Origin of the sequence: Pseudodesulfovibrio cashew (genome assembly GCF_009762795.1) — a bacterium.
Classification (GTDB): domain Bacteria; phylum Desulfobacterota; class Desulfovibrionia; order Desulfovibrionales; family Desulfovibrionaceae; genus Pseudodesulfovibrio; species Pseudodesulfovibrio cashew.
Genome location: NZ_CP046400.1, coordinates 1929249 through 1942520, shown reverse-complemented (window position 1 = coordinate 1942520; position 13272 = coordinate 1929249). Strand labels below are relative to the sequence as shown.

The 13272-nt window shown below is 63.2% G+C and carries 7 protein-coding genes; 1 reads left to right on the top strand and 6 read right to left on the bottom strand.

The annotated features are described in order from the left end of the window. Nucleotides 1-3: 3 nt before the first annotated feature. Nucleotides 4-3156 carry an efflux RND transporter permease subunit gene (locus tag GM415_RS08715; RefSeq protein WP_158947428.1) on the top strand — a complete coding sequence of 1051 codons (3153 nt, stop codon included), beginning with the start codon at nt 4-6 and terminating at the stop codon, nt 3154-3156. An 80-nt stretch (nt 3157-3236) separates the two neighbouring features. On the opposite strand, the gene GM415_RS08710 is transcribed toward GM415_RS08715, so the two are convergent. From GM415_RS08710 to GM415_RS08685, 6 genes are all read right to left on the bottom strand, one after another. Further along, entirely contained in the window at nt 3237-5321 is a 2085-nt protein-coding gene (locus GM415_RS08710) for an HD domain-containing phosphohydrolase (RefSeq protein ID WP_158947427.1), read from the bottom strand. Nucleotides 5322-5365: 44 nt separating this feature from the next. After that, entirely contained in the window at nt 5366-6580 is a 1215-nt protein-coding gene (locus GM415_RS18075) for a transglutaminase-like cysteine peptidase (protein WP_242012421.1), read from the bottom strand. A gap of 7 nt (nt 6581-6587) precedes the next feature. After that, nucleotides 6588-7916 (bottom strand): HlyD family type I secretion periplasmic adaptor subunit, encoded by a 1329-nt coding sequence (locus tag GM415_RS08700; RefSeq protein ID WP_158947426.1) that lies wholly within the window; start codon nt 7914-7916, stop codon nt 6588-6590. A 7-nt stretch (nt 7917-7923) separates the two neighbouring features. Continuing rightward, nucleotides 7924-10089 (bottom strand): type I secretion system permease/ATPase, encoded by a 2166-nt coding sequence (locus tag GM415_RS08695; RefSeq protein ID WP_158950841.1) that lies wholly within the window; start codon nt 10087-10089, stop codon nt 7924-7926. Nucleotides 10090-10507: 418 nt separating this feature from the next. Continuing rightward, entirely contained in the window at nt 10508-11503 is a 996-nt protein-coding gene (locus GM415_RS08690) for a zinc-dependent alcohol dehydrogenase family protein (protein ID WP_158947425.1), read from the bottom strand. 131 nt (nt 11504-11634) lie between these two features. Continuing rightward, entirely contained in the window at nt 11635-13218 is a 1584-nt protein-coding gene (locus GM415_RS08685) for a sigma 54-interacting transcriptional regulator (protein ID WP_158947424.1), read from the bottom strand. Between the last annotated feature and the right edge of the window lie 54 nt (nt 13219-13272).

Below are 13272 nucleotides of genomic sequence, written 5' to 3'. Positions count from 1 at the left end.
CCCATGGTCCGCTTTTTCATCGACCGTCCGGTCTTCGCCTCGGTGATGGCCATCATCATCCTGTTGGTAGGCACACTGGCCGCCATCTCCCTGCCCATTGCGCAGTACCCGGAAATTTCGCCGCCTTCGGTGTCTGTCCGGGCCACCTACACCGGCGCTGACGCCGAGACCGTCATGCAGTCCGTGGCCACGCCCATCGAGGAACAGGTCAACGGCGCGCAGGACATGCTCTACATGTCCTCCATCTCCTCCAACGACGGCTCCATGGCCCTGACCGTCACCTTCGAGCTGGGCCGCGATCTGGAGCTGGCCACTGTCGACGTGCAAAACCGCGTCAACCTGGCCACCTCGCAATTGCCGCAGGAAGTCCGAGCCTCGGGCATCTCGGTGAAGAAGCAGTCGCCCGACATCGTCCTGATCATCAACCTGACATCGGACCAGCCCCAGTACGATTCCCTGTTCCTGAACAACTACGCCAAAATCAACCTGTACGACGCGCTTCGGCGAATCCAGGGCGTGGGCGACGTCTCCCTGTTCGGCGACAAGGACTACGGCATGCGCCTCTGGCTGGACCCGGCCAAGCTCGCCACCTACCGGCTGACCGTCAGCGACGTCATCAGCGCCGTGCAGGAGCAGAACGTCCAGGCCCCGGCCGGTCAGCTCGGCATGCCGCCGACGCCCGAGGGGCAGCAGTTCCAGATGTCCCTGCGCGTCAAGGGCCGCCTGGCCGATCCCGAAGAGTTCGGCGGCATCATCCTCAAGGCCAACGAGGACGGCTCAAACGTGCGCATCCGGGACGTGGCCCGCGTGGAGCTGGGCTCGCGCAACTACTACACATTCGCCCGCCTGGAGGGACAGGACACCGCGTCCCTGCTCATCTACCAGCTGCCCGGCGCCAACGCCCTGAACGTGGCCCACGACGTGCGCAAGACCATGGACGAGCTGTCGGCGTTCTTCCCGGAAGGCGTCAAATACCAGATTCCCTACGACACCACCCTCTTCGTCAACTCGTCCATCGACGAGGTCACGGACACCCTTGTCGAGGCGCTCATCCTGGTCTTCATCGTGGTTTTCGTCTTCCTCCAGAACTGGCGTACGACCATCATCCCCATGGTCTGCGTGCCGGTTTCACTGGTGGGAACCTTCGCCCTGTTCCCGCTGCTCGACTTTTCCATCAACACCCTGACCCTGTTCGGGCTGGTGCTGGCCATCGGCATCGTGGTCGATGACGCCATCGTCGTGGTCGAGGCCACCCAGCGCATCATCGACGAGGAGGGGCTCTCGTCCAAGGAAGCCACCCGCAAGGCCATGAACGAGGTCACCGGCCCGGTCATCGCCTCCACCCTGGTGCTGGTGGCCGTGTTCATCCCGGTCGCCTTCATGGGCGGCATCACGGGCCAGCTCTACAAGCAGTTCGCCCTGACCCTCTCGGTCTCGGTGGTCATCTCGTCCATCAACGCACTGACCCTGTCCCCGGCTTTGTCCGCGCTGCTGCTGCGGCCCTACAAGCCGATCCGCGGTCCCCTGGGCTGGTTCTTCGACAAGTTCAACCTGGTCTTCGACGCCGTGACCAAACGCTACAACAAGGGCGTCTCCATGATGGTCAGGCGCTCCGTCCTGGGCATCCTGGTGGTCTGCGTCTTCCTTGCGGGCGCGGGCGGGCTGTTCAAGATCCTGCCTTCGGGCTTCGTCCCGGACGAGGACCAGGGCTACTTCATCGTCAACGCCATGCTGCCGGAAGCGGCCTCCCTGGAACGCACCGAAAAGGCGGTCCAGCAGATCGAGGACTACCTCAAGGACGCCCCCGGCATCCGCAGCTACGTCACCCTGGGCGGATTCAGCCTGATGACCGGGGCTTACTCCTCGTACAACGCCGCCCTCTTCGTCATCCTGGACGACTGGTCCGAACGGACCACACCGGACCTGAGCCTGTCGGCCATCATGGGACGGGCGCAAAAGGCCTTCAACGGCATCCAGGACGGCATCGTCATGGCCTTCGGCCCGCCACCCATCCGGGGCCTGAGTTCCACTGGCGGCCTCCAGTTCGAATTGCAGGACCGCACCGGCGGCTCCATCGATGAGCTGTACGCCGTATCCCGCAGCTTCATGGGCGAGGCCAACAAGCTCCCGGAGATCGCCTCCACCTTCACCACGTTCTCGGCCAACGTGCCGCAGTACTACGTGGAGATCGACCGCGACAAGGTCAAGAAACTAGGCGTGCCGGTCAACGAGGTCTTCCAGACCATGCAGACCTACCTGGGCGGTTACTACATCAACGACTTCAACAAGTACGGGCGCACCTACCGCGTCATGGCCCAGGCCGAATCCAAATTCAGGACCAACCTCAGTTCCCTGAACCAGTTCTACATGCGCTCCCAGGAGGGCCAGATGGTTCCGCTCTCCACCCTGAGCGAAGCGTCCCGTATCACCGGGCCGGAGTACGTCCAGCGTTACAACATCTTCCCCACCGTAGAGATAACGGCCAACCCGGCCCCGGACATCAGCTCGGGCCAGGCCATGGCCGCCCTGGAAAAGGCCGCCGCAGGCAACCTGCCCGAGGGCTACGGCTACGACTGGACCGGCATCGCCTACCAGGAGAAGAACGCGGGTGGCCAGACCGGGCTCATCTTTGCCCTGGCCATCGTCATGGTCTTCCTGGTCCTGGCGGCCCAGTACGAATCCTGGGCCACGCCGTTCGCGGTCATCCTCTGCGTGCCCCTGGGCATCTTCGGAGCCATGGCCTCCCAGTGGATGCGCGGGCTTGAGAACAACGTCTACGCTCAGATCGGGCTGGTCATGCTCATCGGCCTGGCGGCCAAGAACGCCATCCTGATCGTGGAGTTCGCCAAGGAAAAGCATGACAAGGAAGGGATGTCCCTGACGGACGCGGCCATGGAGGCCGCGCACCTCCGCTTCAGGCCCATCCTGATGACCTCCTTCGCCTTCATCCTCGGCGTCATCCCGCTGGTGACCGCTTCGGGAGCGGGCTCGGCCAGCCGCCATGCTCTGGGAACCTCGGTCTTCGGCGGCATGATCGCGGCCACGGTGCTCGGCGTCCTCGTGGTGCCTGCCCTGTACACCGCCGTGCAAGGTGCGGCGGGCAACATAGGCTCGTATCTGCGGAAGGTAATCGGCTTCAAGTCCTCCAAGGAATGATAGGACGACCCTACAGAAATAGAAAAAGGCCCCGGAGAACACGCTCCGGGGCCTTTCCTTTGCCAGATGGATTGGTTCGGTTACGCCTTGCCCGCCAGGAGCCGCTCGGCAGAGGGGGTCCTGAGCACTTCGGCCAGGGCCGCCACCACGGCGGGATCGAACTTGGCGTTCTCCGAAGACAGGATGTCCAGAGCTTCTTCAGCGCTCTTTGCCCCGCGGTAGGAGCGGGGGCGGATCATGGCGCAGAACGCGTTGAGCGCGCAAAGGATGCGGGCCGGCGGGATGATCTCCTCGCCGGACAGATGGCGGGGATAGCCTGATCCGTCCATATGCTCGCTCATCTGATAGATGGCCGTGAGCACGCCCTCATCGATGTCGATATCCTTGAGAATGCGGTGGGCGTGCTCCACGTGCCCCTCCATGACCTTCATCTCCTCGGCGTCAAGCTTGCCCGGCTTGGTCAGGATTTCGTTGGGCACGAACATCTTGCCGATCTGGGAGAGGTTGGCTGCGGTTTCGATCTCGACCACCTCGGCGTCAGGCAGCCGCATCAGTCGGGCTACCTCCGAGGAGAGCCCCGCCAGCAGCTTGGTATGCCCGCCCAGATAGGGGTCGGCGGCCTCGATGGTGGAGGCCAGGGCTTCCACGGCGCGTTGGGCCAGGCGCTTGTTCCGCTCCTGGGCGGCCACGAACTCGGTCATGTCACGATAGACTTCCACTATCCCGATACAGGTGTTGCTCTGATCACAATACTGCGACTTGGATATCTGAAACTGCCTTTTGCTGGAACGCAGATAGACGGCCTCGTTGATGGTCACCTTGCGCCCCTCGCGGTACACGATGTCGTCCTGGGCCGTCAGGCGTTTGGCCGTATCGAACCCGAAAACGGCCTCGACATCCATGCCGATCAATTCCTCCTTGTCACGGCCCACGGCCTCGGCAAAGGCGTCGTTCACATAGGTAAACTTGCCCTCCGTGTCCTTGAGCGTGATGAATTCGTCCACGTTGGCGTTGATGGAATCGATGAACCGCTTCTGATCATCGATCTGATTGGCCAGACTGCGAAACTCCTCGGCCACCCGGCGGGACTGAACGCCGGTAAGCACCCACCAGGCGAGACCGGCGGCCAGCAGGGCCGTGACGATACCCAACCCGGCCAGCAGGTAGACGGTGTTGTTGAAGGCGAGGATCGGGGCCATGGCGTCCATGCCGTCCACTTCCTGCACGATCCACCACTCGGGACCGGCCACCCGGACGCCCTCGGAAAAGACCACCCGGCCCATGTCCGACAAGCTCGTACGGGGCCCGAAGGGAATGTTCCCCCGCTCGTCCGGGGAAAGTTCGGCGGTCACGGGAGAGAACCCCTCAACGGTCCACGGCGCGACCTCGAAGAAACGGTCGTCATCGCGCTGCATCATGCGGGTCTGATCCCCCTTGGCCGAGAGCGAGGAGTTGGCAAGCAGGTCGGTTATCTCGCCGGACACCTGGCGGGTCATCATCAACGCGCCAACGGGCTTGTCATCCCCGGCCTGCGCCTCGGGCGAGTAGACCGGAACGTAAACGTCCATCTCGATGCCTTTGGGGGTCCGGCGCAGAGGCGAGAAACGGGGCGAACCCTGTTCCACGGCGGCCCTGGCCTGCTTGAGCTGCCCGTCGTTCAGAGGCGGCAGATACCCGTCGGTGGCGATGTAGGCCTGCCCTTTCCGATTGAGGATGCGGGCCTTGACGAATCCGGAGTAGTCGGAAAATTCCCTGAGCATGTTCTGCATCATGGGCAACTGGGCAGCCAGGTCCACACCCGGCAAGTCGCCGTCTCCGCCGTCCGTGGCCGCAGCCCCGAAGATACCCGCCAGGTCGCCTTCAACGGAGTCCACCTCGGCCGCATAGAGCCGAAACAGGTCGGACTTGATCAGCCGGTCGCCCTGATGGGAGAGGTTCTTGAGCCACGCCTCCACCATGCGCGCCCGGCTGTCGGCCAGCAGCCCCAGCCGTTTTTCCTGGTGATCCAGGGTTACCCGCTCCTTCTCCTTGACGGCCTTGTTGGCCAGGAAAAGGACGCCCGCGGAGAACAGCAGGACAAAGACCAGGACAACCGTGATCTTCACCTTCTGATTTGACCCGCCGATGCCCCGGGGCACTCCTACCGTGTCGTTTCGTTTTGTCATGACTGACTCCATCTGGTTTCTCCGAACGCTCCCCTGCCGTCCGGTCATTGTCTTTGCTTGGCCTTGCCGGACACAGGGATGTGCATCCAGCGATAGTGTTCGTCAACCGAATACTGCGGCACGTAGTGCTTGTACCGGGTATGCGGCAGGACCATGTCGGTCTGGTTGTCGAGAATGTACACCTGATCGTCCAGGTAGACGGCCAGGACCGCGTGCCCGATATTTCGGATCACGTCCCGGACGGCCACGATGCGCATGGGCACGTTCCGGAAGCCCAGTTCCTGCAATGCATAGAACTTGGCAATGGCGTAATCCTCGCAATCACCCGACTTCATGAGAAATTCCTTGGGCGTCGCCCAGTAGTCAGATTTGCCGTAGTTGGCGGCGTCCAGGCGGTAGGGCCAGCGGTTGAAGAACTTGTTCACCGCCTTGAGCCGCCCCATGAGCGACAGGGAGGAGGTCTCCCGCACGAGCTTGTTCCAACCGGACCTGGAGGGCAACTTCGCCATGGACGGATCGCGGAAGTACCCCTTCCAGCCGCGCATCTTCTTGAGCACCGCAGTCCACAGGGGCAGCTTCGTGAGCCTGCCCTTGAACTCCACGGTCCCGAAAAGCTTGATGCCGGGCTTGGGCGCGGGTTTGGCTACGGCCTTGGGCGCGGGTTTGGGTGCTGGCTTGACTTCTTTCGCGTCGGGAAGAGACGCGGGGACGGCCGGGACCGTTGCTTTCGCAGGTTCAGGAACCGGTGCGGGTGCGGGCTTTGGCACGACCTTCGGTGCCGGCTCCGACTTGAGGGCGCTCTCCGGCTTCCGTTCCCGTACTTCAGCGGGGGCCGGAGCAGGTTGCTGCTTTGTGGAAGGCTCGGGACCGGGCGCAGGGCCGGGCTTCGGCGTCGAGGCTGGCACGTCCACCGGCTGCACAGCGGGCTCGGGTTCAGGAACCGAGGTGGAGGCGGGAGCGGTCGCGTTCTCCTCCACGGAAGACGACTGCTCCGTAACGGGAGCCGGTTCCCCGGCTTGGTTCGCCCCATCAAGGGCGGGCTCGTCCTCCTTTTGCGGCGGATTTTCCTCAGACGCGGGGGGAGGCTCATCCCGCGGCATGGCTCCGGCCTCCGTGGATGGTGCCGCCTGGGCTTCCGGCTCGGGCCCGAGATCGGTGCCGCCCTCGCGGGCCACGCCTCCCACGGCCAGCCACACGGCCAGAACGAGCGCGGCCAGCGCGCCCATCCCCGCCCAGCGTATGAGCCTGCCCGACGCCATGCGCCGGTCAGCGCTCCCTGAGCGCGTTTTGCTTGGCCTTGAGAATCGGCTTGAGCAGGTAGTCGAGCACGGACTTCTTGCCGGTGAGCACGTCCACCTGGGCGGTCATGCCCGGAATGATGGGCAGCTTCTCGCCGTGGTACTCCATGGCGCTCTTGGTTGTCCGCACTTTCACCAGATAGAAGCTCTCGCCCCGTTCGTTCTCGATGGTGTCGGCGGAGATGTGCTCCACCGTACCTTCCAGACCGCCGTAGATGGAAAAGTCGTAGGCCGTGATCTTGACCTTGGCCTTCTGCCCGGGATGCAGGAATGCGATGTCCGCAGGCTTGATCTCCGCCTCCACCAGCAGGGTGTCGTCCAGGGGGACCACCTCCATGATGGACTGACCGGGCTTGACCACGCCGCCCAGGGTGTTGATGTAGATGGACTTGACGATGCCCTTGACCGGCGAGCGGACGTCCGTGCGAGTCACCCGGTCGCTGCCGGCGGACAGGGACTCGCGGATGGAGATAAGCTCCTGGCGACGTTTATTGATCTCCTCCAGGGCGTCGGCCCGAAACTCGGCCTTGCGCCGCTCGACGCGTCCCAAAGCCTCCTTGGCCGCCGACTCCACACGGGGGATGCCGAGGTTAAGGGCCTCCACGTCGCCGCGCAGTTCCAGGACCTTCTGCTCCAAAGCAAGATAGTCGAGTTCGGAATGAATCTGCTTCTCCACCAGCGGCTTGGCGATATTGCGCTGCTTTTGAGCCACTTTCAGGCTGCTCTGGAGCTGCCTGCGACGGCCGCGCATCTCGGCGATCTCCTGCTTCTTCTGCTCGTATTGATCCTGAAGCAGGGACACCTCGATGTTGAACTGGTCCATATCGGCCTTGTAGATGCGCATCTGGTCGTCCACCAGTTGCGGGGCTTTCTCCTTGAGCTCCGCGCTGAAGACCGGCGGCTCGCCGTCCACCACCCCGTTGAGCCGGGCGATGGCAGCCTCGTGCTCCAGGGCCTTGGCCGATGCGTCGCGGAAGAAGCTGGCGGCCTGCTCGTTGCGCAGGCGGCAGAGCACGTCGCCCTTTTCCACCACCTGCCCCTCGTTGACGAAAATCTCGCTCAGGATGCCGCCTTCCAGGTTCTGGATCTCCTGCACGCGCTGGGAGGGAATGATCCGCCCGAACCCGCGCGTGACCTCGTCCAGCACCGCCCACTTGGCCCACAGCAGAAACCCCGCGAACATGAGCAGGATACAGGTGGACATGACGTAGGCGTACTTGCGGCCCTTGCCGTACATGGCCTGGTCCACCTCGCTCATGAAGAGCAGCGTTTCCCTGTCGTACTCTTTCTTGCTCATGTCCACCTCACATGGAAACCTTGATCTTGCCGGACCGCAGCCCGTCGAGCACGGCCTGCTTGGGTCCGTCCACCACAATGCGCCCCTTGTCCATGATCACAAGCCTGTTGACCAGGTCGAGCATGGAGTGGCGGTGGGTGATGACGATGACCGTCTTGTCCTTGATGAAGGGCTCCAGCTTGGACTTGAGCCTGTACTCCGACTGGTTGTCCATGTTCGAGGACGGCTCGTCCATGATCAGGACCTCGGGATCGGGCAGCACGGCACGGGCGATGGATACCGCCTGGCGCTGGCCGCCGGAGAGCGAGGAGCCGCGCTCCCCAACCATCATGCCGAACCCGGCCGGGTGATCGCGCACGAAGTCGTTGACCCCGGCGATGTCCGCCGCGAACTTGATGGACTGGTCGTCCGCCTCGGGCAGGCCAAAGGCGATGTTGTCCTTGAGGGTGCCGTAGAACAGGAGCGAATCCTGGGACACGTAGCCCACCTTGCGTCGCAGGTCGGCCACGTCCATCTGCCGCAGGTCAATGTCCCCCAGCTTCACGGCCCCGGCCACAGGCTGGTACAGCCCCACGCAGAGTTTGCCCAGCGTGGACTTGCCCGCGCCGGTCCTTCCCACGATGCCCACCTTGTCACCGGGCTTGAGGTGCAGGTTGACGCCTGTCAGGACCGCCTTGTCCGTACCCGGATAGCTGAAGGAAACATTCTCCAGGGTCAGGGAGGGCTCCATGTCGCCGTAGTGAAAGGCCTCCTTGTCCACCGGGCGCTCGCTGGGCATCTCCATGAGCATGTCCAGGGCGTTCAGGGCCATGCGCGACTGCTGGAACCGCGACAGCAGCCCGGCCACGGCACTAAGGGGAGCCATGGACCGACCCGCAAGGATGTTGCAGGCCACCAGCCCGCCCACGGTCAGCTCACCTTTGGAGATGAGGTAGACGCCGGTAATGATGATCGCCACCGAAACCATCTGGGTGACGAAAACGGAAAAGGTGACCGACAGATTGGCCAGCACCTTGGCCCGCGAGTTGGAGTGGGCGGACATGCCCACCACGTTTTCCCAGCGGGCCTGCATCCGCCCTTCGGCCATGGAAGTCTTGATGGTCTCCAGGCCCTGGACGATCTCATACAGCAGCGCGTATTTCTGAGTGGATTCCTTGTAGTGGTTCTCGATGATGTGCTGAAACGGCACCTGGAGAAAGAGACCGAAAAGGACCACCAGAGGCACGGCGATGAAGATGGGCCAGGCCAGAGCCCCGCCGATGTAGTGGATGACGAACATGAACATGAACAGGAACGGCATGTCGATGAGCGCCACCAGGGAACTGGAACTGAAAAACTCGCGCAGGGACTCGAACTCGCGCACGTTGTTGGCCACGGCGCCTGCGGATTCCGGCATGTGATCCAAACGAGCCGACATCAGGTGCTGCATGATGCGCGAGCCGATGAGCACGTCTGCATTGCGTCCGGCCACGTCCACGAAATAGGCGCGCAGGTTCTTGAGCAGGAAATCGCTCAGGTAGGCGATGCCGATGCCGATGGCCAGTGCCCAGAGCGTGTCCACCGCGTTGTTGGGGATAACCCGGTCGTACACGTTCATCACGAACAGCGGAGCCGCGATGATGATCAGGTTGGTCATGACCGAGGCCAGGATGACGTGCCTGTAGATGGGCCAGAAGCGCAGGATCACGCCCCAGAACCAGCGCTTGGTCTTGAGCAGCTTGAGTTCGCTGGCCCGCTTGTCCAGCTTGGACTCCCGGTGACAGAGGATGGCGTACCCCGTGTACTCCTTCTCCAGCTTCTCCAGGGGCACTTCCATTTCGTCCATGCCGCGCCCCGGGGCGATGACCCGAGCGGTCTTGTCGTCCTTGTCCACCAGTACACAGGCGTTTCCGCCCTCCAGCAACAGAATGGCCGGAAGGATGAGGCCAGATATGGACCGGATGGATTTGCGGTGCACGGTCCTGGCCTTGATGCCGATACGCTCGGCCGCCCGAACGATGGAAGAGGCCGTGATCAAGCCTTCCCGCTGCGGGACGCCCGCCTTGAGAGTGGCGGCGGAAACCGGCTTGCCCAACAAGCGGCTGATGATGGAAAGACAGATGGCCAGGGGAGGCTGAAAGTCGATATCCTTGTGGGAAAGGCGCTCGTCCCGCGCAGTGCAGTCGGCGTCCATTTTGCAGCTCTGATCAATCTTGCCGGCGACAGGTCCCTGGGCCGACCCGGCCGCTGCGGATTGCCGTGCGGCGCCGGGTTGGGACGTCCCGTTGCCGGGACCGCCGCCCTTTGCCGCCGCGCCCTGCGCCGTGCCCGGCTTGGCGGGACCGGACTCTTTCCGTCCCCCGCCTGTCGGAGCCTCGGGCTTTCCCCCTTTTCCGGGAGGTGTGTTCTGGTCTGATGTCATGCTCTCGCCTGGATCGGGTTATAGGCGGCAGGCCGAAAACGACGCCGCCATGGTTCGCGCCGACAGTCTATACTATTTCAAGAGAATACACCATCGGCCAGCCAACGGCCACCACCGGGATCGCGGAAACAATTATTATAACTATTTCAATGCGTTCAACATGTGAAAGGACATCGGCTACGCTACAAGCTCAGGGAGCCACGTCAATGACGATTTTGCCAAGCGCCTTTCCAGCCTCCCAGTAGCGGTGAGCCGCCGCGATTTCCGTGTAAGGGAATCGGGCCTCATCCAGGAGCACGGCAAGACGGTCCCTGTCCACCAGGTTGGCCACTTCGGCGAGAATTTCGCCGTAGGCGCTACGCCCTTCACCAGTAATCAACGGCAGCAGCATGAAGACCACATGCAGAGACAGCGACCTGGCGTGCATGGGGCTCAGGTCATGGCTGGAACGGGCCACGGTGGTGATCACACGGCCTTCCCGGCGCGCAGCAAGAAAGGAGTTGTCCAGGCTGACCCCTCCAACGGTGTCGAAGACCACGTGAAAGCCGTCGCCGCCGGTGGCATCGGCCACGTACTGATCCACGGAAGTTTGTGTGTAGTCGATGGGGACCGCGCCCAGGGCCTCGACCACCGCTCCCTTCAGGTCCGACGAGACAGTTGCGTGAACCTCGGCCCCGGCATGTACGCCCAGCTGCACGGCCATGTGCCCCACTCCGCCCGCGCCGCCCTGGACCAGCAGGGTCTCGCCCGCGCGTATTCCCGCCCTGGAGGACAGACCGAGCCAGGCGGTGATGGCCACCAACGGGATGGCCGCGGCATCGGCAAGAGCCATGGTCTGCGGGGCGCGGGCCACCAGCCGCTCGTCCACTGTCATGTACTCGGCCAGAGCGCCGGGAATACCCGTAAGCCCGCCCGCGCAGCCGAAGACCCGGTCTCCCGGCTTGAAGCGGGACCGGCCCGGGCCCACCTCCACCACCTCGCCCGACACGTCCATGCCGAGGATATGCGGCAGGGACGGGGCAAAGCCGAGCTGGCCGCCGAGCACGGCGATCTTGTTGTCGATGGGGTTGAAGCTGGACGCGGCCACCTTGAGCAGAAGCTCACCGGGACCGGGGCACGGCACGGGAACGTCGCCCTGGACAAAATCGTGACCGTTGCCAAAGGATTCAAGCAGCATGGCTTTCATGGACGCCTCCTTGATTCCTGCGGAGCGTAGCCCGGCCCCGCTCTTTTGTAAAACCAGACAGGCCCCGCCGGTTGCGAACGGCGGGGCCTGTCGGCTGCAAGGGTTGAGGTTGACGGAGGTACGCTTGAAATTCAGTTGCCAACCTCTTTGAGCCGCCTCAATTTGGCCCGTCCCTCGGCGATCATGGACTCCAGGCCGTACTTCTTGACCCGGTAGCCCATCTGACGGGCGGACAGCCCCAGGGCCTCGGCGGCCTTGTACTGGATCCAGCCGTTGCGCTCCAAGGCGGCCAGGACCTCGTTGCGCTCGAACTCCTTGAGGGAGGTGTAGCGCGGGGTCTCCTCGGAAAAATGGACCACCTCCTGCACTGCGGCTGTCTGGCCCGGCGCGAGGTAGGACTTGAGGAACTCCAGTGAGATACGGTCTGTATCGGACATGATTACGAGCCGCTCGATGAGGTTCTGCATCTCGCGGACGTTGCCCGGCCAGTCGTAACGGATGAGCGCGTCCAGGGCCGTGGAGGTGAAATGAATGATCCGCCCGTAGTCCTCGGCCATCTTCTTGAGAAAATGGTTGAGCAGCGCGGTGATGTCCTCCTTGCGCTCGCGAAGGGGCGGGATGCGGACCGGGAAAACATTGAGTCGGTAGTAAAGGTCGAGCCGGAACTTGCCCCGCTCCACCAGGTCTCCCAGGTCGCGGTTGGTGGCGGCCAGGATTCGCACGTCGATGGTCCGGGTCCGGTTGGAACCCAGCCGCTCAAGCTCCTTTTCCTGCAGCACGCGCAGCAGCTTGGCCTGGAGGCCCATGGGCAGCTCGCCTATCTCGTCAAGAAAGATGGTGCCGGTATCCGCTTCCTCGAACCGGCCCGGCCGCGAATTCGAGGCCCCGGTGAACGCGCCCTTCTCATAGCCGAACAGTTCGGACTCAAGCAGGTTGCCGGGGATGGAGGCGCAGTTGACCTTGATGAACGGGTGGCCCTGGCGCTCCGAAAGTTCATGGATGATCTGGGCGATGAGCGTCTTGCCAACACCCGACTCGCCGAGCAGGAGCACAGTGGCCCGCGTGGGCGACACCTTCTCCATCTGGCGCTGGACCTCGACCATGGCCGCGGACTGACCCACGATGTAGGGACCCTTGGACTTCTTGGATATCTGGTACTTGAGGGAGGTGTTTTCGCGCTTGAGCACCGCCTCCCGCTTGAGGATCTTCTCGTTCAGACTGAGGAACTGGCCGATGAGCGTTGCCACTACCTTGAGGAAATCCACATCCTCCTCGAAGCCGATCTCGTCCTCGAAGAGACGGTCTACGTTGAGCACGCCGATGGGGTCGCCATGCAGGATGATGGGCACGCCGATGAAGGAGATCATGCCGCGCTTGACCCTGCGGGACCCGGTCTTGTCCAGGAAGAGCGGTTCCTTGTCGATGTCGGGCACGTAGTACGGCTCGCCGGTCTGGAAGATGCGTCCTGTGACGCCCTCGTCCAACTTGTACACGCCGCGCCGCTTCTCCTCGCTGGTCAGTCCGTAGGAGGCGTTGATGGAAAGATTTCCGGTATCCGGATCGTACAGGGTGACTGTGGCGCGCTGCATGGAGAGCTGTTCGGACATGATGCGCAGCACGCCCTCCAGGGCCGACTCCAGATCGAGGGCCTGGTCGATAACTTGGCAAATGGCGAGCAGGGCTGTCAGCTTCAGCCCGTGGACGGTAGGATGCATGGCGGCCATAAAGCAAACACGATGCCATTCCCGACAGTTGGCTTGCCGCCGCCA